The organism is Treponema bryantii (assembly GCF_036492245.1).
Classification (GTDB): Bacteria; Spirochaetota; Spirochaetia; order Treponematales; family Treponemataceae; genus Treponema_D; species Treponema_D bryantii_C.
In genome coordinates this window covers 2,242,248-2,265,507 of record NZ_AP025286.1, presented here as the reverse complement: position 1 = coordinate 2,265,507, position 23,260 = coordinate 2,242,248, and the positions used below count along the sequence as shown (strand labels likewise).

Annotated in this window: 21 protein-coding genes; 12 read left to right on the top strand and 9 right to left on the bottom strand. The window is 38.4% G+C overall.

The window, feature by feature from the left end:
• Positions 1 to 76: 76 nt before the first annotated feature.
• From AABJ44_RS10055 to AABJ44_RS10035, 5 genes are all read right to left on the bottom strand, one after another.
• Positions 77 to 889, bottom strand: coding sequence for a phosphatidylserine decarboxylase (locus AABJ44_RS10055; RefSeq protein WP_338368873.1), 813 nt, complete (start codon positions 887 to 889; stop codon positions 77 to 79).
• 10 nt (positions 890 to 899) lie between these two features.
• Complete coding sequence (locus tag AABJ44_RS10050) at positions 900 to 1,607, bottom strand: CDP-alcohol phosphatidyltransferase family protein (protein WP_338368872.1); 708 nt, start codon at positions 1,605 to 1,607, stop codon at positions 900 to 902.
• On the bottom strand, positions 1,604 to 2,650 hold the full coding sequence (locus AABJ44_RS10045; protein ID WP_338368870.1) for a lysylphosphatidylglycerol synthase transmembrane domain-containing protein: 1,047 nt from the start codon (positions 2,648 to 2,650) through the stop codon (positions 1,604 to 1,606). The genes AABJ44_RS10050 and AABJ44_RS10045 overlap by 4 nt, the downstream gene beginning before the upstream one ends.
• A 135-nt stretch (positions 2,651 to 2,785) precedes the next feature.
• Positions 2,786 to 4,285: a glycine hydroxymethyltransferase gene (locus tag AABJ44_RS10040; RefSeq protein WP_338368868.1), complete on the bottom strand. Its 1,500-nt coding sequence runs from the start codon at positions 4,283 to 4,285 to the stop codon at positions 2,786 to 2,788.
• A gap of 96 nt (positions 4,286 to 4,381) precedes the next feature.
• On the bottom strand, positions 4,382 to 5,200 hold the full coding sequence (locus AABJ44_RS10035; RefSeq protein WP_338368866.1) for an AraC family transcriptional regulator: 819 nt from the start codon (positions 5,198 to 5,200) through the stop codon (positions 4,382 to 4,384).
• A gap of 115 nt (positions 5,201 to 5,315) precedes the next feature.
• On the opposite strand from AABJ44_RS10035, the gene AABJ44_RS10030 reads away from it, so the two are divergent.
• From AABJ44_RS10030 to AABJ44_RS10015, 4 genes are all read left to right on the top strand, one after another.
• Positions 5,316 to 6,137 (top strand): sugar phosphate isomerase/epimerase family protein, encoded by an 822-nt coding sequence (locus AABJ44_RS10030; RefSeq protein ID WP_338368864.1) that lies wholly within the window; start codon positions 5,316 to 5,318, stop codon positions 6,135 to 6,137.
• A gap of 10 nt (positions 6,138 to 6,147) precedes the next feature.
• Entirely contained in the window at positions 6,148 to 7,257 is a 1,110-nt protein-coding gene (locus AABJ44_RS10025) for a Gfo/Idh/MocA family protein (protein WP_338368862.1), read from the top strand.
• A 148-nt stretch (positions 7,258 to 7,405) separates the two neighbouring features.
• Positions 7,406 to 8,170: a class I SAM-dependent methyltransferase gene (locus AABJ44_RS10020; RefSeq protein WP_338368859.1), complete on the top strand. Its 765-nt coding sequence runs from the start codon at positions 7,406 to 7,408 to the stop codon at positions 8,168 to 8,170.
• A gap of 9 nt (positions 8,171 to 8,179) precedes the next feature.
• Positions 8,180 to 8,989: a M28 family peptidase gene (locus AABJ44_RS10015; RefSeq protein WP_338368856.1), complete on the top strand. Its 810-nt coding sequence runs from the start codon at positions 8,180 to 8,182 to the stop codon at positions 8,987 to 8,989.
• Between the two features lie 51 nt (positions 8,990 to 9,040).
• Here AABJ44_RS10015 and AABJ44_RS10010 read toward each other — a convergent pair whose 3' ends face one another.
• Genes AABJ44_RS10010 through AABJ44_RS10000 form a run of 3 tightly spaced genes read right to left on the bottom strand, consistent with a single transcriptional unit; the run spans position 9,041 to position 10,954 of the window.
• Positions 9,041 to 9,508, bottom strand: a complete 468-nt coding sequence (locus AABJ44_RS10010; protein ID WP_074639952.1) for a hypothetical protein — start codon at positions 9,506 to 9,508, stop codon at positions 9,041 to 9,043.
• Between the two features lies 1 nt (position 9,509).
• A complete protein-coding gene (locus tag AABJ44_RS10005) occupies positions 9,510 to 9,950 on the bottom strand; it encodes a LytTR family DNA-binding domain-containing protein (RefSeq protein ID WP_338368854.1) in 441 nt (146 codons plus the stop codon).
• Positions 9,947 to 10,954 (bottom strand): hypothetical protein, encoded by a 1,008-nt coding sequence (locus AABJ44_RS10000; protein ID WP_338368852.1) that lies wholly within the window; start codon positions 10,952 to 10,954, stop codon positions 9,947 to 9,949. Before AABJ44_RS10000 ends, AABJ44_RS10005 begins: the two co-directional genes overlap by 4 nt.
• 37 nt (positions 10,955 to 10,991) lie before the next feature.
• Between AABJ44_RS10000 and mnmL the strand changes: the two genes are divergently transcribed.
• From mnmL to AABJ44_RS09970, 6 genes are all read left to right on the top strand, one after another.
• A complete protein-coding gene (mnmL, locus tag AABJ44_RS09995; protein ID WP_338368849.1) occupies positions 10,992 to 11,924 on the top strand; it encodes a tRNA modification radical SAM protein MnmL/YtqA in 933 nt (310 codons plus the stop codon).
• A 141-nt stretch (positions 11,925 to 12,065) separates the two neighbouring features.
• Positions 12,066 to 14,333 (top strand): toprim domain-containing protein, encoded by a 2,268-nt coding sequence (locus AABJ44_RS09990; RefSeq protein WP_338368846.1) that lies wholly within the window; start codon positions 12,066 to 12,068, stop codon positions 14,331 to 14,333.
• Between the two features lie 87 nt (positions 14,334 to 14,420).
• The gene (locus AABJ44_RS09985; protein WP_338368843.1) at positions 14,421 to 15,653 is read left to right on the top strand and encodes a condensation domain-containing protein; all 1,233 of its coding nucleotides are present in this window, start codon (positions 14,421 to 14,423) and stop codon (positions 15,651 to 15,653) included.
• Between the two features lie 86 nt (positions 15,654 to 15,739).
• Positions 15,740 to 16,732 carry an ornithine carbamoyltransferase gene (gene argF / locus AABJ44_RS09980; RefSeq protein ID WP_338368841.1) on the top strand — a complete coding sequence of 331 codons (993 nt, stop codon included), beginning with the start codon at positions 15,740 to 15,742 and terminating at the stop codon, positions 16,730 to 16,732.
• Positions 16,733 to 16,754: 22 nt separating this feature from the next.
• Positions 16,755 to 17,024, top strand: coding sequence for an ACT domain-containing protein (locus tag AABJ44_RS09975; protein ID WP_074639971.1), 270 nt, complete (start codon positions 16,755 to 16,757; stop codon positions 17,022 to 17,024).
• A gap of 67 nt (positions 17,025 to 17,091) precedes the next feature.
• Positions 17,092 to 19,023: an EAL domain-containing protein gene (locus AABJ44_RS09970; RefSeq protein ID WP_338368837.1), complete on the top strand. Its 1,932-nt coding sequence runs from the start codon at positions 17,092 to 17,094 to the stop codon at positions 19,021 to 19,023.
• Here AABJ44_RS09970 and AABJ44_RS09965 read toward each other — a convergent pair.
• Positions 19,020 to 20,306, bottom strand: coding sequence for a deoxyguanosinetriphosphate triphosphohydrolase family protein (locus AABJ44_RS09965; protein WP_338368836.1), 1,287 nt, complete (start codon positions 20,304 to 20,306; stop codon positions 19,020 to 19,022). The genes AABJ44_RS09970 and AABJ44_RS09965 overlap by 4 nt on opposite strands.
• Positions 20,307 to 20,384: 78 nt before the next feature.
• On the opposite strand from AABJ44_RS09965, the gene AABJ44_RS09960 reads away from it, so the two are divergent.
• Both AABJ44_RS09960 and AABJ44_RS09955 read left to right on the top strand, forming a co-directional pair.
• Positions 20,385 to 22,133: an ATP-binding response regulator gene (locus tag AABJ44_RS09960; RefSeq protein WP_338368833.1), complete on the top strand. Its 1,749-nt coding sequence runs from the start codon at positions 20,385 to 20,387 to the stop codon at positions 22,131 to 22,133.
• Between the two features lie 14 nt (positions 22,134 to 22,147).
• Positions 22,148 to 23,260, top strand: a complete 1,113-nt coding sequence (locus AABJ44_RS09955) for an FIST signal transduction protein (protein ID WP_338368831.1) — start codon at positions 22,148 to 22,150, stop codon at positions 23,258 to 23,260.

Here is a 23,260-nt window from a genome sequence, read left to right as displayed (position 1 = left end):
TCATTCCCGTTTCTCTCATCCAAAGCATTATCCCAATGTTAACTTAATGACATTGATTTTTTAATGTGCCGTTTTTTTATGCCTTTATACCAATCTGTTCGCCCATTTTTACAGGGGTTTCTATACCTGTGGCAGAGTTCTTCAGGATATTTTCATTTATAACAGCAGCATCTTTTTTCAAAAGAACAATAATTGTAGATCCGCCGTATTCAAAGAAACCTTTTTCTTTTCCACGGACAGCAGTTCCTTCTCCTTCAAGATTCACAATTCTGCCTACAAGCATTGCTCCAACTTCCATCTGAACAAGTTTTCCGAAAACAGGGCTTTCAATTACTGTGTATTCCCGGCAGTTTTCAGTAAAAACAGGAGAGTCTTCAAGTGCTATTGGACGTACTGTATGAAGAATGCCAGGGATAAAAATATTCGGTCCTTTTTTTCCGCTGTCTGCATATGCATATCTGTGATAGTTATCTACGCAAAGACGGAATACAAGACAGAGTCCGTCTTTATATTCAGAAGCAAGATTTTCATCTTTTAAAAGACTTTGTATGGTATATTGAGACTGCTTCACAGGAATTACAGTATCAGCGTCAATCTTCCATACAGAAAGTAATCCGTCGCATGGTGCTGCAAGATGAGATTCTTCCATATCATATGGACGACGGTCGTTCTTTATCTTTCGTCTGAAAAACTGGTTGAAAGTTTTTATTCCGTCTGTCTGGTAATCATCAAGATTGATTCCGTTCTTCTGTACAAAGCTTTTTATTAAAAATGCTGAGCAGCGGGAATCAAGAAATGCCCCTGCTGCTTTTGAAACAGCTCGTGTTGTAAGAAGTTTAAGAAAAACTCTTCCGGGGATTGTCTTATACAGAAAGGTAAGTGAATCCATAATTCAATTACTATTTTTTCATTACAATGAAAACAAATGCAAGGGCAATTGCTTCAATAAGACCTACTGCAATCATAATTAAAACGCCCTTTGTAGTTGGCTTTTTAATCTCAATTCTTGATACAAAAAGAAAACCTACGATTGCAAGGAAAATAAAATATAAAAGGGTAAGATCTGCGCTGCAGAAAATATGAATTAAAAGAATAGTTGGGAAAACCAGAGCGGCACTGGTAACAGGAAGTCCCAGATAGGTTTTATTAACTCCGCCGCCTTCAGCTTTCTGTCTCTCTTCTTCAAGGACATTAAAGAAGGCAAGACGAATCATAGCAGCAAGTGCATAGAAAACAGCAATTACTGTAAGAACAATTTTTATGATAGCTGATTTATCGGCAAGATGAAGGAATTTAAAGTCAGGGAAAATTGAAAACTCAATGCTGCTTCTAAGCATTGCAATTCCGATACAGGCAGGTAAAACTCCAAAAGCAACAAGATCAGAAAGAGAATCAATTTGAATACCGAATTGCTTCATCTGTTCGGTACGATTTTTCTTTGTACGGGCAACCTTGCCATCAAAAGCATCGCAAAGACCGCAGAACATCAAAAAGAACATTCCAAGATATGGATGTCCAATATCATTTAGACAAAGCATGATTCCGCTAGTGGCTGAAAGCATAGAAAGATAAGTAAGAACTACAGTGTAATCATAGTATCCAATCATTTTATTCCCTCTTTTTTTCGTTTATTTGATCTTAAACGAATCATTATATATCCTAATATTACAGTAAAAATACTGATAATGCTACAAGTATAGAATGATATACCTCTACTAAGAATAGCAAGGGTATATGCGCCTTCTTCACTTAAAAGCATTGAATAACCTAAATACATAAGGAATTCTGAAATTCCAACGGCACCAGGGACCGGAATAAAGTTTGATCCCATTACAATATAAGTCTGAATTACGAAAATCTTTAGACCGTTTGCAAGATTTCCGTGCATAGCATAATAACAGAAAACTGTAACAAGAATCTGTGCAGTTCTCTGCAGTAAATTAAGAAGATATGTTTTTACCAGCAGTCTTTTTTTACCTGCAAGAGTTATAACACATTCATTATAGTTCTCAATCATTGTATCGAGCTTAAGCTTAAATCTTTCTGCTGTATTTTTGAAATGAAGCTTATGAATGATTTTGATAATCAGATTACCGAACTTCAAAAGAATACTCTGTTTTTTCAACAGAATAATAAAGAATGCTGTAAGTAAACCCATTGCAAGAATACCGATTAAAATCATTATTTTGCAGGGAAGGGCGAAATCAATAAAAATTCTAGGGAAGAAAATCAGAGAAATTAAACCAAGTGTGATGATTGCGAGAGTGTACATTGTAAGGTTTAAAATCAAAGAAACTGTAACTTCAACTGCAGTAACACCATCTTTATGCATAAAGTAAGCACTTGCCGGCTGTCCTCCAGTTGCTGAAGGTGTAATTGATGAAAAGTAAATGTCAGCTGAAGCATATAAAAAGCCACGGCGTTTTTTTGCAGGATATCCAAGGGTTCGTAAAATTAAAACAAGTGAGCGGCCTTCAAAAAAGATAAATCCCAGCATACAAAGGGCAGCAGGTACGAGCCATAAAGGAGAGGCTTCTTTAATATCCTGCCATAACTCGGTAAGAGAAAGTCCGCTGTTGTAAAAGAGGGTGTAAATAGTCAGTACAGAAAGAATGGTTGTAATGACGGCCCACAAAACCTTTTTTTTCATAATGATTTGTTATTCTACCATATTATCAGATTGGTGGGAATAGACCTGAAAAAGTTGATATTCGTTAAAAAAAATACGGGGATAGAAATGAAACAAAAGTTCCTTTTTCTGTCCCCGTAGATTTATAAAAGTTGTTTATTTTACAAATTCTTTCTTCAAGAACTCAAGGTCAAGTTCTGGGTAGAGAACGTGTGCACCGAGGAGCTTGTTTACGCGCTCGCGGGCTGCAGCAACTGTATCGTCGCTGATTTCGATTTTACCCTTAGCCGGTTTTCCTTCTTTTGTTACGCCAGGCTTTGTGTTCTTGAGAACGAAGTCGATGATGTCTGCAACTTCTTTCATGTCTGCTTCGTTCATACCAAGAGTTGTAAGACCTGGAGTACCGATACGGATACCAGATGTCCACCATGCACCGTTCTTGTCGTATGGAAGAGCGTTAGCGTTAGCAGTTACACCACACTTGAAGAGAGCTGCTTCTGCCTGCTTTCCTGTAAGACCGTAAACAGTTACATCGCAGAGCATAAGGTGGTTGTCTGTTCCGCCAGTCTGAAGTGGAATGTTGTGAGACTTACAGCCTTCTGCCAAAGCCTGTGCGTTCTTAACAACCTGCTGAGCCCAAGCCTGGTAAGCTGGAGTGCGAGCCTCTTTGAAAGCGATTGCCTTTGCAGCCATGATGTGTCCGAGAGGTCCACCGAGTACCATAGGACATCCCTTGTTTACATAGTCTGCAAATTCTTTCTTACAAAGAATCATAGCACCGCGAGGTCCGCGCAAAGTTTTATGAGTTGTAGTAGTAACGATGTCAGCCCATTTTACAGGATCGTAGTCGCCTGTGAAAACTTTACCTGCAACAAGACCTGCGAAGTGAGCCATATCTACCATGAGAACTGCTCCGCACTTGTCTGCAATTTCGCGGAAACGCTTGAAGTTGATTTTGCGTGGGTAAGCAGAGAAACCAGTCAAAAGAATGAGAGGTTTTACTTCCATAGCCTGCTTTTCGATTGCATCGTAGTCGAGGAGACCAGTTTCCTTATCTACTCCGTATGGGTGAGATTCGAACATACGTGCAGAAACGTTCATTTTATATCCGTGAGTAAGGTGACCACCACAAGAGTAGTCGAGACCCATAAGCTTCTGGTTTCCGAACTTCTTGCGGAGTGCGTCGAACTGCTCGTCTGTAAGGTCGTTCAAAGATTTAACGCCGAGCTCTTCGAGAGTAGGAGTTTCAACCTTTGCGCTAAGGATTGCCCAGTAAGCAACGAGGTTTGTATCAGCACCAGAGTGAGGCTGAACGTAAGCGTAGTCAGCACCAAAAAGAGCCTCTGCTTCGTGAGCGGCAACATTTTCAACAGCGTCAATATTTACACAGCCGCCGTAGTAGCGGTGCTCAGGATAACCCTCAGCGTACTTATCAGTAAGAAGGTTGCCCATAGCAGCCTGAACGTTGAGAGAGCAGTAGTTTTCGCTGGCAACCAGTTTAAGGTGGCTTCTCTGATTTTCAAGTTCGTTTACAATGCTTGCAGCGATATCTGGACCAACTGCAGCAACCTGCTGAAGATTTGCAACATAGGCACACATAGCGGCATTTGGCTTACCGTTTGTGGCAGCAAGATAGTTTTCCAATGGTGTTGACATATTATAACCTCATATTTGTGATTTTAATTATATTGAAGTATTTTAGCGAAAATTAAGGCCTTAGGGAATAGGGAATAGTTTTCCACTTTGCTACTTTTATTTTTTATTCCGGCTTTTCCCGGGAGCTTCATTAAAATATTTTACATAAGAGCGGTAGAAGGATGAATAATCTGAAAAGCCACATTCCTCACTTGCCTGCTGAGTTGAAATACCTTTATGCAAAAGACTTCTTGCAGCTGTCAGGCGTTTTCTTAAAATATAGTCCCAGGGAGCTGAGCCTACATTTTTTTTGAAAAGTCGGGTGAATTGAGAAGTACTGTAATTAAAATGCTCCGAAAGATCAGGAATTGTTATTTCTTCAAAAAGATGCTGATTGATGTAAGGTACAACTTTTTCTGCAAAGCCTGGTGAATTTTTTTCTGATTGTTTTCTGTCTACAAATGCCTGATTTATCATATATAAAAGAAGAGGAAGGTTTGTTTTTAAGGCAAGATAGCGATCGTAATCATTTTTTGCATTCACCATATTAGTAAAAAGAGTTCGGACAAGCTTTACATCCAGCTGCTCTTCTGTAAAAAGATTATCTTTTCCAAGTTCACGATCCAGAAAAGCTCTGGCTAAATGCATGTCTGGATCTGCTTCTTTCATAAAATCCAGGGGAAAGTTGATTGCAAAACGTTCATAGCATTCTTCTTTTACAATTCTTGCAATGTGAAGTTCAGATGGACGCATAATTAAAAGAGAATCTGGCTTTAGCGGATAACGAGAACCTTCTACCAGATAATCAACCCTGCCGGAAATAAAAAAGTAAATCTCGCAGCGGCTGTGAATGTGCATGTCATCATTTACAAGCCTTGGCTTTTCATCAATGGCATGGCGGATATAAATGTTATGATTGTCATATTCGTTCAGCATAAAATCAGAATAATTCAATATGCTTGAAAATACAATATAAAACGCTTTTATTAGCAATGTTAATGCAAAATAAGTCGTGTTAGGATAATTATATCGCAAGGAAAAGGAGCTGTATATGAAATTTAAACTTGCTGCATTTGCAGATGAAGCAGATTCAAGTATTGACGGTCAGATATTGGCGATGAAAGAAAATTCTGTTTCGCTTCTGGAGATTCGGGGAGTGGATGGTCAGAATATCGCAGATATTTCAAAGGATAAGGCAAATGAAGTTCGCATAAAGCTTGATGATGCCGGACTTGGAGTCTGGTCGCTGGGCTCGCCCTTTGGAAAAATAGATATAAATGATGATTTTGCTTCTCATCTTGATAAGTTTAAGCATATTCTGGAAATTGGAAAAATTCTTGGTGCTAAAAAGCTCCGTCTTTTTAGTTTTTACGGAACTACAGAAGAGCCTCAAAAATATTTTGACAAGGTAATTCAAAATCTGCAGGCCTTTCTGAATGCGGCAAGGGGCAGCGGAATAATGCTTTGTCATGAAAATGAAAAAGGAATTTATGGAGATATCGCTTCTCGCTGTCTGGAGATTCATAAGGCACTTCCTGAACTAAAAGCGATTTTTGACCCCGCAAATTTTATTCAATGCGGGCAAGATACAAAGGAAGCCTGGGGACTTCTTGCTCCTTATGTTGAATACATGCATATAAAAGATGCAAAGGCTGATGGTTCGGTTGTTCCGGCAGGTAAGGGAGAAGGAAATCTTCCATATATTATAAATCATTACAAGGGACAAGTTTTAACAATAGAACCTCATCTAAAAGTTTTTTCTGGTTTCGAAAATCTGGAGAGCGGACAAAAAACACAAATGCAGGAATACAGCTATCCTTCATCACGAGCTGCTTTTGATGCTGCAGTTAATGCATTGAAGAAATTAATATAGGAGGATGAAAATGGAAAAAATCAAACTAGGAATTATCGGAATGGGTAATATGGGAAGCGGGCATTTTAGAAATGTGGAAGCTGGAAAATGTCCGAGCGTTGAAGTTACTGCAGTTTGTGATATAAATCCACAACGCCTTGAAAATCTTGGAGAAGTTGCAGCCTTTACAGATGCAGACAAAATGCTTGAAAGCGGGCTTGTAGATTCAGTTTTGATTGCAGTTCCGCATTATCTGCATCCTCTTATGGCAATTAAGGCCTTTGAACATAAAGTCAATGTTCTTACAGAAAAACCTGCAGGTGTTTATGCCCGTCAGGTTCGGGAAATGAATGAAGCCGCAGTAAAGACCGGTGTTAAATTTGGAATTATGTTTAATCAAAGAACAAATCCTCTTTATGCAAGGGCCAGGGAAATAGTACAAAGCGGGCAGTTAGGAAAGCCGAAACGCCTGGTATGGATTATTACAAACTGGTATCGTACTCAGGCTTATTATGATTCTGGCAGCTGGCGGGCGACTTGGGATGGAGAGGGTGGAGGTGTACTTTTGAATCAGGCACCTCACAATCTTGATCTCTGGCAGTGGATTTTTGGAATGCCAAAAAGGGTCAGGGCTTTCTGTGATTTTGGAAAATACCATAAAATTGATGTTGAAGATGATGTTACAATTTTTGCTGAATACGAAAACGGAGCTAGAGCAAGTTTTATTACAACAACTGGTGAAGCACCTGGTACAAACCGTCTTGAGATTTCAGGTGACAGAGGCAAGATTATAATAGAAGATGGAAAACTTAAATGGTGGAAGCTTGATGAGGCCGAAAGAGAATTCTGTTTTACCGCAAAGGAAGGTTTTATTTGTCCTGAATCTACTTATGAAGAATTTTCTGAGCCGGCACCGGAAGGGCACCCGGAAGTTCTGGAAGCTTTCGCAAAGTCAATTCTTACTGGTTCAGAGCTGATTGCCCAAGGGGAAGAAGGCTTAAATTCACTTTCAATTTCTAATGCAGCTTATCTTTCCACCTGGACAGATGACTGGGCAGAACTTCCTGTTGATGAAGAGCTTTTTGAAAAGAAGCTGGCCCAATTAAGGGAAAAAGAAAAAGGAAAGCCTCAAAAAAAATAATTTCCGCTCACCCGGAATCACTGGAAGTTCTGCGTGAGCAGTGGAAAGTTCACTGGTGAAATAGCTGGAGACTAAGTGTTTAGATAAGCCCTCGAAATAACAGCACCTTTTTGTTATAGTAAATGAAAGATAAAAGGAGAATTAAAAAATGGAATTCAGGAAAATTTTTGACACAATCCCGGAGCAGTTTGATAAGTTCAGACCACGCTACAGTAAGGAGCTTTTTGACAGTCTGATTGATTTTACAAAAATTGGGCCTGGGAAAAAAGTGCTGGAAATAGGACCTGGTACCGGGCAGGCAACAGAGCCGATTTTGGACACTGGCTGCGACTACAATGCAATTGAGTTGGGAGAACATCTTTATGCAAAGATGAAGGAAAAATTCGGTAACCGACCTAATTTTCATATTGTAAATGATGATTTTATTACGCATGATTTTGAAGGGAAAAAGTTTGACCTCATTTATTCTGCCGCAACAATTCAGTGGATTCCCGAAGACATTGCCTTTTCAAAAACTTATGAGCTGCTTGCTCCCGGCGGCACCCTTGCAATGCTGCTTACAAAGTCTGAATATAAGAGTACAAATCCGTCTCTTCATGATGATATCCAGAAAATCTATGATGCATACTTTAAACCGGAAACTCCCTATCAGCAAAGGGGCTTTCATTACCAGAATGCCACAAACTACGGCTATGTAGATTTTGAAGAACGCGACTTTTACGGCAAACGTGAAATGACTGCCGACGAATACGTTGCCTTTAGCGGTACCCACTGCGACCACATGGTAATTGCAGAACCTTACAAGACAAAGTTTTTTGAAGGTTTGCACAAGGCAGTATTAGCACATGGAAACAAAATTGTTTTTAATGATACTTATGTTATGTATCTGACAAAAAAGCCAAATAAAGGGTAAAATACAAATATGTATACAATTCCTTCTGAGTTTAATGATTTTATTGCAGCTGATTGCGACAGGGCTGCTTTTATTCAGAATTATCTGAATAGGGCAGGACTTGAAGCTCCTGTTTTACAGATGGAAGGAAAAAATCATATCTATGTAAAATTTCCCCAGACTCAGTATAACTCAATGTTTCGTATAAAAACGGTAATTGCTCATTATGACAGATTTCCGGGTAGCCCCGGGGCAAATGATAATTCGGCGGCAGTTTTCTGTCTGTTGGAGTGGGCAATAAAACTTGCGAGACTTGCGCAACCTTTATTCCACAACATCCGCCTTATTTTCACCGACGGCGAAGAACTTGGTGCGGCGGGCGGCGTCGCAGAACAAGGCGCCTTCCCCCTAGCTCAAGTGTTCCGCCGCCTCGGCATCACGAACGACGACATCTTCGTATTCGACTGCATGGGACGCGGCGACGTTCCGATTCTCACTCAGACAATTCTTCCGCCTAAGATATCTGCCAGCTTTGTAAAAGATTTCAGCGCTCTCGAGCAGCGTGCCGCAACTCTCCTGCAGACCTCGGCAAATGGCCGCTGGTTTTGTCTGCCCTGTAACTATTCCGACAACGCTAGCTTTATCGCAAATGGTATTCCAGCCGTGGCCATCACAATGCTGCCTTCGCTGGAAGTCACTGCCGCCACTCAGGGCCAGCAACCTCAGACCTGGCAGCTCCTTCACACTCCGGGCGACAATCTTGCTTCTCTTACACCAAAGAGCTTTGAAATCTTCCATAATATTTTGAATAATCTTGCCGCGCTAAAAACTTTGTGTTAGTTTAGTCTACCGCGGTACCCCGACATTTTTAAGGACTTCCATAATCAAAGCTTATTCTTTACTTCTTTCCTGAATCTTCGCCAGCGCATCATTGAGTTTTTCATCTTCTTTTTTAGTAAAGAAATGTGTAATCAGAATGCTTATTACAGTGCTCAGCGAGTAAGATGCGAGAACAAGAATCCAGATAAGAAGTCTGTCTGGAATCCAATGGCAGATTAATGCAATAATCACAAAAACTACGATGGTCAAAACAAAAAAGAATATATTTCTGAGTATCAGATTTGTTTTTTTAAGAAATACATCTGTGAAAAAAACAAGTCTCAATACACATATAAAAAAAGAAAATGCAAAAAGCTGAAAGAAAGTTGTTATTGCAATTCCTTTATTTTCAGTCATAAAAAGATTTGGAAATGATTCTGCTTCTTTTCCTATAAGTACTGTCGCAATTGCAAACATCAGAATAATTACGGCAAAGATTTTTAATAAGCTTTCTATAAATGATACCAGGCGTTTTTTCATATTAACGAACTCCTATCTTTGATTTAAACTCTTCAGAATAAGCGCGCGAAATTATCAGCTGATATCCATTTTTGAGTCTTACACGAATTTTGCGGTCAATATCAGATTTAAGACTTTCTATTTTATTCAGATTCAAAAGGGTAGACTTATTGATGCGGAAAAAATTGTGCTCTGCCAACATTGCTTCAAGCTCATACAGTCGAAGTGCGGTTTCAAAAACTCCATCCTCTGTATAAATAAAGGTGCAGCGCTCAACAGTTTCTACATATAAAATTGCTTTTAAATCAATCAGATGAATTTCGCCGTTGACCTTTACAGAAAGCTTTTTATCTGTAACGCGTAAAGCTTCAATAAGACGCTCCAGTTCAGGAGTTATTTCCCGGCAGGTAATGTTCAGTGTAGTTTCCTGAACAGAAGCATCTGTCTGAATCGTTATTTTCATTCTTCTATTGTATCAGACTTTTCAGATTTCAGGTAAGATTTTTCCCGCATCAAACCAACCCAATAATAAACAAGAGCGGGTAGCACTGGAGCTGCAAAATCGTAAATCAAATTCATGTCCTTCAAAACAAGTCCCTGATAAAGAGCAAAAATAAGCACAGAGCCGGCATAGAGAATGAGGGTTCTGAAAATCAGTTTTGGCTTTTGGATTATTGCCATCACAAAGACAAGAATTACAGGCAGAAAAAACTGCAGCATGTTTTTGAGTTCTGCGCGTTCTGTATTTATCTCGACCTTTTGAACAATAGCAAAAATGATTGAAACAATCGTGTAAACAAAAAATGCCCCAATTGACAGAAGAGCTCCCAGTAAAAGAGGATTCTGAAAAATTGATTTTTTTTCTTCAATCCTGTTAATGTATCTGCAGACTAAAATACAAAAGAGCAGAGTCTGGATCATGATTTCCGGCCAGCCGACAAAATGAAAGGCAAGTGGAAGCTTTGAGTAAACCATCCCTTCGATTGAGGAAGGAGCAGATGACATTGGACCAATAATTCCTATTCCGAGAAACAGAAGCCACATAAAAAGCCAGCCGTATTTCCTGCCCTTAAAGAATTCCCGGAAGGGAAGAAGAACAAAGGCAAATAAAAGTCCTCTGATAATCTGAACAAAAGGGCCAAGGGCATTTGCTGTTCCGCCGAAATCTCTGAAATAGTCACAAACTACCGGCTGCTGCCACCACCAGCTGTAGCGCAGCACGTTCGAAAAAAATACACCGCAGATAAAATAAGTCAGACAGTGAACCAGAGTAACATACATTACATACTTAAAAGTTTTGTTGCTTTTCATAACAACCTCCGCCGCAGAATATATAATAGAAAAATACAGAAAAGAAGGGGCTTTTTCGCAACTTGCCGGATTGAATGCACGAGTTGCCGAATTTTCATTGTAATTTATGGTCATGCTGAAATGATTTCTTCTGATATTCTGAACTTGTTTCAGCATCTGTTTATTATAATGCACTTCCAATATAATAAGATTCATGCAGACACTTTCCGATTTTTACCAGTCAGTTTTCGGCTGCAAGACTTATAAGATTTCTCTGGATGCCGGTTGCACCTGTCCAAACCGCGACGGAACAAAAGGGACTGGCGGCTGCATTTTCTGCTCGCAGGCGGGCAGTGGAGATTTTGTAGCCAGCCGAAAGCTGTCAATTCCAGACCAGATAGAGCAAGGGAAAAAGCTTGTTGAATCAAAACTGCGGGGCAGGAGTGGGGAGCGACGGGGAAAGTTCATAGTTTATTTTCAGAGTTTTACTTCTACTTATGGCGACCCCGTGGAATTGCTTGAAAAATATCGGGAAGCCCTGTCCTGCGAGGGAGTAGTGGGGCTTGCTGTAGCCACCCGCCCGGACTGTCTGAGTCCAGCAATTTTACAAGGACTGGCTGAAATCTCCCGAACTCATTTTGTCCAGATAGAGTTAGGCCTCCAGACAAGTAACGAAAAGACCGGCCGCCTAATAAATCGCTGCTACACTAACGAAGATTATATTGAAGCTGTGTACCGCATCCGCGAAACAGCACCTCAAATTCACATAGTTACTCATCTTATTTTCGGCCTCACAAACGAGAGCGAAGAAGATATGCTGAACTCTGTAAGATTTGTAGTTCGTCATGCATCAAAGGTGTTTGAGACAGATGAAAAAAATCGAGTTATTCCATTCGGTATAAAAATCACCAGCCTATATATACTAAAAAATACGCATCTTGCTGCAATGTATGAAAGAAACGAATATCAGCCTGTTTCCAAAGAAGTCTATTTCAGTCTTCTAAAAAAAGCCCTTCCGCTGCTTCCGGAAAACTGTATAATTCACCGCCTCACAGGCGATCCCCCGAAATCACTCCTTATAGCTCCCAGCTGGACTACAGACAAAAAACGCATTCTTAATGAACTTCATAAACTTTTAAATGTATAATAGCAGACAAACAGTCTTAATTATGTAGAAAAAATGAAGACTGTTTACGTATGTTTACTATCAGTATGTTTAATAAGACCTCTTGACTTTACGCAAATCTCATAATAGAATTTATTAATTACATTTTTGGGTGGGATCAAAATGTCAGAAAAAAAGACAGGTTTGTCGGCACGTATTGCCGCTATGCAGGCTGCAGAAGAAGCTGCAGCTAAAAAAACTTCAACTGCAAAAAAATCAACAACAGTTAAAACAACTGCAAAGACTACTTCGAAAACAGTTGCAAAACCAGCAGCAACAAAGACAAACGCAGCTAAAGCTCCGGCTAAGACAAGTGCGTCAAAAACTGCCGCTGCAAAGCCTACGGCTGCAAAAGCAACTGCTGTAAAGTCAACAGTTACAAAAACTGCTGCAAAAACTGCTTCTACTTCAGAAAAAGCTACAGTAAAGAAAACTCCATCCAAAACGACTGCTGCCGTTAAAACTTCAACAGCAGCACAAGCTCCGGCTAAGACAACTGCAGCAAAGCCAAAAGCAGCTTCAACAAAAACTTCTAAGACACCTGCTTCACCAGCAGTTTACGATGAAAATTCTATTCAGCACCTCGAAGGTCTTGAACACATACGTCTGCGCCCTGGTATGTATATCGGTTCCCTCGGTGACGGTTCAAACGAAAACGACGGTATTTACATTCTTCTTAAGGAAGGAATCGATAACTCTGTCGATGAGTTCTCTCAAGGCTTCGGTAAAAAAATTGATATTGAAATTAAGGAAGGCCGCGTAAAAATCCGTGACTACGGGCGCGGTATTCCTCTTGGAAAACTCGAAGATTGTGTTTCCAACGTAAACACCGGTGCAAAATATAACAACAACGTATTCAAGCAGGCAATCGGTATGAACGGTGTCGGAATCAAGGCTACTAATGCACTTTCTTCTTATTTCCGTGCTGCTTCAATACGTGACGGAAAAATGGCCGTTGTTGAATTCGCAAAAGGTGAAAAAATCAGCGGAAAAACAGGTGCTGCAAAGCCTGGTGTTCCAAACGGAACTTATCTTGAATTTGAACCAGATACTGAGCTTTTCGGAAAATATAACTTCAACATGGAGTATGTAGAAAAGAGACTCTGGAATTATGCCTATCTAAATCCTGGACTCATGCTTAAATGTAATGGGCAGGAATATATCAGTCAGAATGGTATTCAGGATCTTCTCGTTCATGAAATGGACGGAGAGGGTAAGGCTCTCTATAAAATTTTCAGCTATAAAGGTGAAAACTTAGAGTTTGTTCTTACACATACAAACTCTCTCGATAAATTTGTTTATTCTTTCGTAAACGGCCAGAGCACAGAAGACGGTGGTACACACGTTACTTCCTTCCTTGATGGTGTTACAAAAGGTGTAAACTCATTCTTCAAAAAAGAATATGATGAAAAGGATGTCTGTGGTGGACTTATCTGTGCTCTCAAAATCGGTCTTGATAATCCAATGTTTACCAGTCAGACAAAGAACAAGCTTGGTAACGTAGAAATCCGTGCTCCAATCATTAAGGAAGTTCAGGCTGCCGTTGATGACTGGCTCCGCCACAATCCTGATGTAGCCGGTGCTCTCGAAGATAAAATTATCAAAAATCAGAAAGCCCGCAACGAAATTAACAGCGTAACAGAAAAGCAGATTCGTGAAGCAGAGAAATCTGTTATGCTCAAGATTCAGAAACTTAAGGATTGTCGTTATCATCTTCAGGATGGAGAGAAGGGCGCTAACTCTATGATTTTCATTACTGAGGGAGATTCTGCGACTGGTTCAATGGTCGGCAGCCGCGATGTTTCTTATCAGGCAATTTTCTCTCTACGCGGTAAGCCGGAAAATATGTATGGCCGTAAGAAATCTGCGCTCTTTGAAAATGAGGAATTGAAAAACCTTACCTTCAGTCTTGGTGTTCAGAAAGATATTGAAGGTCTCCGTTACGATAAAATCATCATCGCAACCGATGCCGATAACGACGGTTTCCATATCAGAAATCTTGTTATGACTTATCTACTGCTTTTCTTTGAAGAACTTGTTTTGACAGGACATGTTTATATTTTGGAAACTCCGCTTTTCCGCGTTCGAAATAAAACAAAAACCGTTTATTGTTACAGTGAAGAGAGCCGTGATAAAGAACTTGCCAAAATGGGAAAATCTGCCGAGGTAACCCGATTCAAGGGACTTGGTGAAATTAACCCTAGTGAGTTCGGCCAGTTTATTTTCCCTCGTAAAGAAGGTGAAAGTGAAGACAAGGGAATGCATTTGACTCAGGTTACAATACAGTCTCTTAAGAATGTTCCTCAGGTTCTTAAGTTCTATATGGGTAACAATACTCCGGAACGCCGTGATTTTATTGTACATAACCTTGCAAAAGAAATTGATGCATAGTATGCACAAGCGTACTATACATATTTATTTTCCATAAAAGCAATCGATGCGATTTTGTGTCGATTGCAAAGTGGATTGAGGTAAAAAATGAAAGATATTGAAAAAAAGTTTAAAGGTGATCAAAGATTTAAGGCTTATGTTAAACTCATTTTAGAAAATCCTGATACAACAGAATATAATCTTCCAATTGTTTTTTCTTGTGAAGGATTAGATGTTGATAGATTAGAACTGGCAATAAATAAAATTGTCCAACGTCACGCAAATTTAAGAAGTTCATTTGTTATTGAAAATGATATTTTATTTCAGATTGTTCACAAATATACTCCCATTACAATTACAAGATTAAGAGAACCTTTTTGTAGTAATTTTGCTATACCTTTTGATTTGAGTAAGGGACCTTCTTTTCGTATCTCTGTTTTTGAGAATACAGTTTATGCAGATTTTAGTCATTTTTTTGTAGATGGTGTCTCATTAGGAATCTTTTTTCATGAATTAAATGAGTTTTATAAAGGAAATGAAATAAAGTCGAAGGGTGAAGATGTTGAAAATCTGATTGTTTCTGACGAGGTTTATAAAATTAATGGCGAATTTTATAAACAATTCTTTCCCAAAAATCTTAAAAAAACTTTTTTGAAATATGATTTCAATGATAAATCAATTCCTGAATTTGGTCCTTGTGTTACTGAATATCGTTATATAGATTCAGATTTTATGAAAAAAATAAAAGAAACTTCCAGACTCGCATGTGTAACACCATTTAATTTTACTACGGCAGCTTTTCATATTTTGATTTCTATGATAACAAAAGATTCAACAGTTTATTCAAATACTAATGTTTGTTCTAGGAATTCAAAAAATTTCAGGGCTATAGGTCTTTTTACGACAGCTGTTTATTTACGCTATACAATTAATCCTGAAAAAACAGTAAGAGAGTTTCTTGCAGAAATCTTTTTATATCATAAAGAAGTGTTAAAGCATCAGAATGTTAATATGCGAAAATTGATTCCTGAATTAGGAATTGATTACAAAGAAGTTTCTGAATTTTCGTTCGTTTATCAAAATGAAATGATTTCTAATATCAAACTAGATGACAAAGTATGTAAGATAACTCCAATCAGCTATACAGATTCTCAAAAAAATATTTTTCTTTCTTTTTTTGCTCGAAAGGATACTTCCGCTATACAGTTATGTTACAGAACAGATTGCTATAAAAAAGAAACTATTCTTCGTTTTATAGATGATTATATAAAAGTGTTAAAAATCATGATTAATAATCCGGATATATTAATTTCAGATATTTTTAAGCTTATGAATTATTAGATTAATGTGACTTAAGAATTTTACTCTAGTTTAATTTTTTTCTTTCTGTTATAATAATGCTTTCATAATTGTTTGTGAGGTGTCTTATGGATTTAAAAGGACGCAATTTTCTTACATTAAAAGATTTCTCACCGGCGGAAATTACCGGACTTCTTGACCTTGCCGCAGATTTGAAGGAAAAGAAAAAGAAAGGGATTCCTGTGGATATTCACCGTGGAAAAAATATTGCCCTCATCTTTGAAAAGACAAGTACACGTACCCGCTGTGCTTTTGAGGTTGCTGCACATGATCTTGGAATCTGTACAACTTATCTTGCAGAAGGCAGTCAGATTGGTAAAAAGGAAAGTATTGCAGATACAGCACGTGTACTCGGCCGTATGTTTGATGGAATCGAATACCGTGGTTTCGAGCAGACACTTGTAGAAGATCTTGCTAAATATTCTGGCGTAGTTGTATGGAACGGACTTACAAACGAATATCATCCGACACAGATGCTTGCCGATATGCTTACAATCCGTGAGCACTTTGGTAAACTTAAGGGACTTAAACTCGTATACTTTGGTGATGCACGTTACAATATTGGAAACTCACTCTGTATTGTATGTTCAAAACTTGGTTTGAATCTTACTCTCTGTGCACCAGAAAAATATTTTCCAAATAAGGCTCTCGTAGATGAGTGTGAAAAATGGAATCAGGAGAGTGGTGGTTCAATCACTCTTGAAAGTGATGTAGATAAGGCTGCAAAAGATGCAGATATTATTTATACTGATGTCTGGGTAAGCATGGGTGAACCAGATGAAATCTGGGCTGAACGAATTAACGACCTTAAGCCTTATCAGGTAAATGCAGAAGTTATGAAGAAGGCAAAGCCAACTGCAATCTTTATGCATGACCTTCCTTCTTTCCATGATTTGAATACAAAGATTGGAAAAGAGGTTGGAGAAAAGTTCGGTCTTACTGCTATGGAAGTTACAGATGAGGTTTTTGAAAGCAAACAGTCGGTAGTTTTCGATGAAGCTGAAAACCGTATGCATACAATCAAGGCAGTAATTGCTGCAACTCTCGGTAACAATTTCTAGCCGAAAAAATAAGGAGACTAAAATGAATGCAATTATTACTGTAGTAGGTTCAGATAAAGTTGGAATTATCGCTAAGGTTTCTCAGTATCTTTCTGAGCATAAAATCAACATTGCAGATATTACACAGACAATTCTTTCCGGCAATTTTGTAATGATGATGATGGTAGACCTTACAGCTGCAGATATTGATATTGAAACTCTTCGCTCAAATATGAATTCTCTTGCAACCGATATGGGTGTAGAAATCAACATTATGAACGAGAAAGTATTCTCTGCAATGCATCGCGTATAAACTACTGAATATAACAGTTTATTTATTTATTTTGCGCCCTGTGCTTTTGTGTGCTATCATATAGTAAATGGAATTTGGAGTTTCAGATTACTATGTTATTGGTGAGCTCATAACCTGCTGGGGCGCTTTTCTTATCGGTGTTAATACAATCCTCTCGTATGCACTGTATGATAAAAGACAGAGATTCTTTCTTTACGCAGCCCTTGCAACCTTTTTTTGTGCTGCTGCTAATATGGTTTCTGTATATTGTATAGCTCATTATACAGAACTTTCTCATTCTTTCTGCACACTTATTACATCACTTTATTTTTTTACGCTTCTTATAAGTCCTTTTATAATGATCAGTTATGTTTGTGATATGGCATTTCAAAATAAAAGAAAAAAGAAAGTGTTTAATTCTGTGCTTGGGGCTGTTCAGACACTTTATTTTCTGCTTGTTATAATCAACGTAAAAACAGGATGGATTTTCCATTATGATGATGTTGAAGGTTATATACGTGGACCAATAAAAAATATTACTTATCTGCTGGCTTGTGGTTATGGAGTGATTCTTGCAGTTACAGTCATCATACTTAGAAAGAATATTGCGCGGCGTATATTCTGGGTATTTATCTTCTATCCATTTATTTCAATATATTTTGTTATTATTCAATATTTGTTCCCCAAAATTTTATTAACCGGGGTTGCTTCTTTTACTTCTCTTCTGTTTGCATATGTAACAATTCAGTCTTACACAATGGAAATAAATATAAGGACAGGCCTTATGACAGAAAGCCGCCTTCGTAAGCGCATTCATATTCAGCATAAGGGTGGAGTTTTATATGTAATGACAATAGACAATATCAATATGATACAGTCTTGTCTGGATGCATCTGAATTAAATCAGCTCTATCTTCAGCTTGGTGAAATATTTATGACGTATTTCCAGCGCAATTCATATATACTTTCAATGAACAGATTTGCTGCAATAGGACATTCTGTAGATGAAGTTCATCAGAAGAGTCAGAGAATAATGGAAGATATTAAAAAACTTTCTTCAGATATAAATTCCGTAATTCCGATTCCAATTGAGTCTTATTCTGCAGCATTGGAATTTGGAAAAGATGATAATGATTATGATTCAATGATGGATCTGATAAATAATCTGCTGGGGCGTACTAAAGCTGCTCAGCTCAAATCACTTCAAATTTGTGATGAATCTGTTTTTGCAGACCGTGAAAGAAAACGCTGTATTTATAAAATTCTCAAACGTGAACTTACACTTGAATCGGAACAGTTTCAGGTCTGGTTTCAACCGATTTATTCTATTGATAATAAGAAGTTCGAATACATGGAAGCTCTTTCACGACTGCGTAATACAGAACTTGGAGATATACCTCCGCAGGAATTTGTTCAGGTTGCAGAAAACCGAGGTCTTATAGAAATGCTTGGTTTTGTTGCTTTTGAAAAAGTCTGTAAATTTATTTCTGACAATAGGGATACTGTAAATGCAGTTTCAATTAACTTTTCTGTTTATCAGATGATGAATCCAAATGTTGTTGAAAATGTTTTGAATACCATAAGCCGTTTTAGTCTACTTCCGTCAAATATTATTATGGAAATCACAGAAAGTATTTTCATTGATAACTATGAGCTGGTTATGCATAATATGCTGGCGCTGGCGCGTGCAGGTGTAAAATTCTATCTTGATGATTTTGGAACAGGTTATTCAAATCTTACAAACGTCATTTCTCTGCCATTTTCTACTATTAAAATGGACCGCTCTCTCGTGCTTGCAATGGAAGAGGGGCAGAAAGGTGTCAGTCTTTTCTTTGATCTTGTAAGTACCTTTAAGGGTGTAGGTTTTAAGATTCTGGTTGAAGGTGTTGAGACAAACAATCAGAATTATCTTGTTGAACGTGCCGGTGTTGATTATATTCAGGGCTTTTTATACAGCAGACCGCTTCCTGCAGTTGAATGTATTGAACTGTTGAAACGAACTGCTGCTTCTGTTAATTAGAATGTAATTATTTCTTCGTAAACCTGAATTGCAAACTGATCTGTCATTCCTGAAATAAATTCTATTATACATTTAGTGTAAGATTCATTATCGTGAAGATCGAATACAGGCTGTGTATTATATTTTAAAACCTGCTTGCGGTCTGCAAAACTGTGGCGTTCTGCTATAAATGGTTTGTAAGTAGTGTATTTTATGAGCCAGTCTTCAAAGGTAGCACAGAGTTTCGGATAAAAGCGCAGTGCCTGGGCAACACGTCCGGTTTCTGCATAAATCATAGTTTTCTGCAGAGTTCGGAAAAGAGTTCCTATGATGTTCTCGGCGTAGATGGCAAATTCTCCAAGACGCCAGTGCTTATAAATATGTGCAAAATTAAATTTCTTGAGCTCGATGATGAAGCGGAAATACTCTTCAGAAAAGCACAGACCTTTTTCAGGACTGCTCTGTTCGCAGAGGTCTACAATAAGGTCGTTTATGAGAGTTGTGGTGTTTACTGCTTTACCGCTCCGTAATGCCCGCGCTCCCTTTCTCTCAAAACCGAGCGTGCTGCCGACAATTTCCCGGAGCTCTCTATAAGCCGACATGTCCAGAATGTGATAAGCGCGGGCATCCTCGATGTCTCTACCAAGGTACGCAATTTTATCAGCAATCTTTACTACACAGCCTTCCCATGTGTACGGCTGAATAATTCCCGGCCGTTTAATAGAGTACAGGTCAATAGCTTCTTCACGGGGTTTAATAGCCTGCTGGTCAATTTCTCCGCAGTGACAGATAAGGCCGTCTCGTACAGCGTAAGTCAGATTTAAAGGTTGTTCAAAGCCATTCGGATCTGGAAGCGTCTCAATAAAATCAGCAAAAAAAAGACTGTTGCGTTCGTGCCAGAATTTCTTTGGAGCATTATGTCCTTCTTTCTGTTCAAGCAGTTTGTTCAGACAGTCTTCTCCATGGTGACCGAAAGGTGCATGCCCAATATCGTGTCCCATTGCAATTGCACCTGCGAGCTGGTCATTTAATCCAAGGTATTTTGCGATGGTTGTTGCAACAGAAGCAACGTGCATAACGTGTTCCATTCTTGTACAGATATGGTCATTATGAGGTGCAAAGAATACCTGTGTTTTGTGTTTAAGGCGGCGGTATGCCTGAGAGTGCAGAATTCTTGTATAATCGCGTTCAAATTCTGAGCGGATTTCATTGTTTCGTCCGTAAATAGGAATTTCCCGTTTATTTGCCTGTTCCCATTTAGAATTTTCTGGTCCGGTACGTACGTCAACAAATGAATTCTGCATTTTTTCACCTCAGATTCATAGTATAAGGTAAAAAATTGATTTTGTAAAACTTGCTGACTAGTGATATAATAAAACGATATGCTGAAAAAAAACAGGCTTCTCAGGCGTCTCTTTGGTGAACAGTATGACATTCAACACAGACTTCTCAATATTATCCTGCTTGTAGGAATCCTTGGAGTTGCATTTGCCTGTTTTATTGCAGTTGTCATGCATCAGAATCCTATGACACAGATTCTTTCATTTACATGTCTGATTCTGTTTTTTCTGATCTTCTGGATTGCAAATACCCTTAAACGTTCACAGCTTGCAATTATAGTCTTTTCAATTCTTTTTAATAATTTTATTTTACCGAGTCTTTTTATCTCTTCTGGTGGAATTGAAGGCGGTATGCCGCTCTGGTGTCTTCTCGGTTTTGTATTCCCGTTCCTGCTGATTAAGGGAAGAAGTTGTGTTGTTGTTTTCATTATAAGTATTGCCGAGTTTATAGTTTTAGTTATTTATTCTTATTACCATCCGGAAATAATAATGAAAATGGAAAGCGTAAAAATGGTCCTGATGGATATGGTAATAACAATGATAGCAGTTGTTATTATTATTGCTTCTATTTTCAGATATCAGACTCATATTTATCAGAAACAGCAGAGAACCATCATCAAGACTGTACGTGAAGCTAATGAAGCTATTAAGCAGAAGCAGGACTTTATTTCAAATATTTCTCATGATATCCGTACTCCAATGGATTCTATCATTGGTTTTACTGAGCTTGCAAAAAAGAATATGGATAATCCTGAAAAGCTTGCAGACAGTCTGGAAAAGATTTCACGTGCATCAGACCATCTTATGAATCTTGTAAATGAGGTTCTTGATATTTCTAAAATCGACAGCGGAAAATCTGTTGTTGAAGAAGAAATGTGCAGTATCCATGAAATCATAGATAATGTCTGCCAGCTTCTTCAGAATGAAATTGATAATAAAAAACTTACAGTTGATCTTGATTTCAGCATGCTTGATGAAGATGTGCTTTCCTGCGACAGTTTACGCTTAAAGCAGATTCTGCTTAATCTTATAAGCAATGCGGTAAAATATTCTTATGAAGGCGGTAGAATTCAGATTTCTGTAATTCAGCTTTCTACAGAAGATGAAAGTAGAATCGTAAATGAATTCCATATTCGTGATGAAGGCTGTGGTATGACTCCTGAATTTATGGAGCATGTTTTTGAACCTTTTGCGCGGGATAAATCTTCTCCTGTTTCTGCAGAAGGAACAGGCCTTGGACTTACCATTGCAAAGTCTCTCGTGGAAATTATGGGCGGTACAATAGAAGTTGTAAGTGAGCTTGGAAAAGGTTCTGAGTTTACGGCAATTATCCCACTTTCAATTCCTCAGCTTACAGAAATTGAAGAAGAGCAGGATATTATTATTTACGACTTCAAGGGACGCCGTGTGCTTGTTGTTGATGATAATCAGCTTAACCGTGAAATCCTTGTTGAAGCAATGCGAGAAGAAGGCTTTGTTGTTGATGAAGCTATTGATGGTTCGTTTGCAATTGAAAAACTCCGTGACAGTGAACCTGGCACTTATGAGCTTGTTATTCTTGATTTGCAGATGCCTGTTATGGATGGATATGAAACTACACGAATCATCAGAAACTTTCAGAATCCTAAGGTATCAGAAATTCCTATTGTTGCCCTTACGGCAGATGCCCTTCCAGAAGAAAAAAGCCGCGCATTTAATTGCGGTGTAAATGCATATCTCGTAAAACCTGTAGATATGCCTTCACTCTTAAAGGTTCTTATGTTATTCTTCAGAGAAAATAAACGTTCATAGAAAGGAGGTGCTTTGTGGATAGATGTGTTGTTGCCCTTACATCAAGTTCTGTAAACGAAGAAGCTTATTCAGAAATCCAGACTCAGTTAGATGCCCATGAAGTAACTCCCCAATTGATTATTTTCTTTAGTGAAATAGACATGCTCTGGTTCTTTTCGCAGAAACTGAAAGTGCGTTATCCGGACGCTGTTGTTATTGGTTCATCTACATATGTAAATTATACGTCTGAGGGCTACAGCCATTGCGGTGCATCTGTAATGGTTATCAATTCTGGTGTTGAAGTTTCTGCCGGCCTGCTTTTTGATATTGACCGTCATCCTAATATGTACAAGGCTCATATCAAAGCTGCAATGGATAAACTCTCTTCTTTAGAAAATACCTGCTGCCTTGAATTTATGACTGCCTTTGGAAAAGGTGAGGAACTGGTCTTAGATACTTTTGAAGAAGTTCTTTCTGAAACTGGAATTACAGTGGCTGGTGGTTCTGCCGGAACAATGCCGGATCGTAGTGAGACTTATGTAGCCTTAAATGGTGATATATTCAAACAGACCTGTGCTTTTGTTTTTATTCATAATCTGAATGGAAAAATAGGTTTTTACCGTGAAAATATTTTCAAACCAACTTCATATCGTTTTTCTGCAACTTATGCCGATTGTGAAGAACGAACTGTAATGGAGTATAATAATGAACCGGCTGCAGAAATTATTTCCCGAGCCCTTAATGTTTCTGTAGAACAGCTTAGCCAGGAATTATCTTCTCATCCTATGGGACGTATTGTTGATGGTTCCATCAATATTACTGAAGCAGATAAAGTTTTTCCAGACGGTTCAATTTCATATTTTTCAACAATTTATAATCATACAAAACTGCTGCTGCTTGAAACAGATAATATCAGGCGTGTCTGGAATGAAACTGTTCAGCGTGTAAAAAATGATTTTGAAAAGCCGTCATTTACAATTTCAATTAACTGTCTTTCACGTTCAAAACTTTTTGAAAAGGAATCTTCTTTTGGAGAGTTTGTGAATGTACTCCGTAATTACGGAAAATATATAGGTGTTTCAGGGTATGGGGAACAGCTCAATTTTATACATCTGAATCAGACAATGATTCTTATTGTGTTCGAATGA

What these genes read in the sequence shown, in the direction of transcription:
- AABJ44_RS10055 (WP_338368873.1), bottom strand. Translation starts at nt 889, where the DNA reads ATGGATTCACTTACCTTTCTGTATAAGACAATCCCCGGAAGAGTTTTT.
- AABJ44_RS10050 (WP_338368872.1), bottom strand. Translation starts at nt 1,607, where the DNA reads ATGATTGGATACTATGATTACACTGTAGTTCTTACTTATCTTTCTATG.
- AABJ44_RS10045 (WP_338368870.1), bottom strand. Translation starts at nt 2,650, where the DNA reads ATGAAAAAAAAGGTTTTGTGGGCCGTCATTACAACCATTCTTTCTGTA.
- AABJ44_RS10040 (WP_338368868.1), bottom strand. Translation starts at nt 4,285, where the DNA reads ATGTCAACACCATTGGAAAACTATCTTGCTGCCACAAACGGTAAGCCA.
- AABJ44_RS10035 (WP_338368866.1), bottom strand. Translation starts at nt 5,200, where the DNA reads ATGCTGAACGAATATGACAATCATAACATTTATATCCGCCATGCCATT.
- AABJ44_RS10030 (WP_338368864.1), top strand. Translation starts at nt 5,316, where the DNA reads ATGAAATTTAAACTTGCTGCATTTGCAGATGAAGCAGATTCAAGTATT.
- AABJ44_RS10025 (WP_338368862.1), top strand. Translation starts at nt 6,148, where the DNA reads ATGGAAAAAATCAAACTAGGAATTATCGGAATGGGTAATATGGGAAGC.
- AABJ44_RS10020 (WP_338368859.1), top strand. Translation starts at nt 7,406, where the DNA reads ATGGAATTCAGGAAAATTTTTGACACAATCCCGGAGCAGTTTGATAAG.
- AABJ44_RS10015 (WP_338368856.1), top strand. Translation starts at nt 8,180, where the DNA reads ATGTATACAATTCCTTCTGAGTTTAATGATTTTATTGCAGCTGATTGC.
- AABJ44_RS10010 (WP_074639952.1), bottom strand. Translation starts at nt 9,508, where the DNA reads ATGAAAAAACGCCTGGTATCATTTATAGAAAGCTTATTAAAAATCTTT.
- AABJ44_RS10005 (WP_338368854.1), bottom strand. Translation starts at nt 9,950, where the DNA reads ATGAAAATAACGATTCAGACAGATGCTTCTGTTCAGGAAACTACACTG.
- AABJ44_RS10000 (WP_338368852.1), bottom strand. Translation starts at nt 10,954, where the DNA reads ATGCTGAAACAAGTTCAGAATATCAGAAGAAATCATTTCAGCATGACC.
- mnmL (WP_338368849.1), top strand. Translation starts at nt 10,992, where the DNA reads ATGCAGACACTTTCCGATTTTTACCAGTCAGTTTTCGGCTGCAAGACT.
- AABJ44_RS09990 (WP_338368846.1), top strand. Translation starts at nt 12,066, where the DNA reads ATGTCAGAAAAAAAGACAGGTTTGTCGGCACGTATTGCCGCTATGCAG.
- AABJ44_RS09985 (WP_338368843.1), top strand. Translation starts at nt 14,421, where the DNA reads ATGAAAGATATTGAAAAAAAGTTTAAAGGTGATCAAAGATTTAAGGCT.
- argF (WP_338368841.1), top strand. Translation starts at nt 15,740, where the DNA reads ATGGATTTAAAAGGACGCAATTTTCTTACATTAAAAGATTTCTCACCG.
- AABJ44_RS09975 (WP_074639971.1), top strand. Translation starts at nt 16,755, where the DNA reads ATGAATGCAATTATTACTGTAGTAGGTTCAGATAAAGTTGGAATTATC.
- AABJ44_RS09970 (WP_338368837.1), top strand. Translation starts at nt 17,092, where the DNA reads ATGGAATTTGGAGTTTCAGATTACTATGTTATTGGTGAGCTCATAACC.
- AABJ44_RS09965 (WP_338368836.1), bottom strand. Translation starts at nt 20,306, where the DNA reads ATGCAGAATTCATTTGTTGACGTACGTACCGGACCAGAAAATTCTAAA.
- AABJ44_RS09960 (WP_338368833.1), top strand. Translation starts at nt 20,385, where the DNA reads ATGCTGAAAAAAAACAGGCTTCTCAGGCGTCTCTTTGGTGAACAGTAT.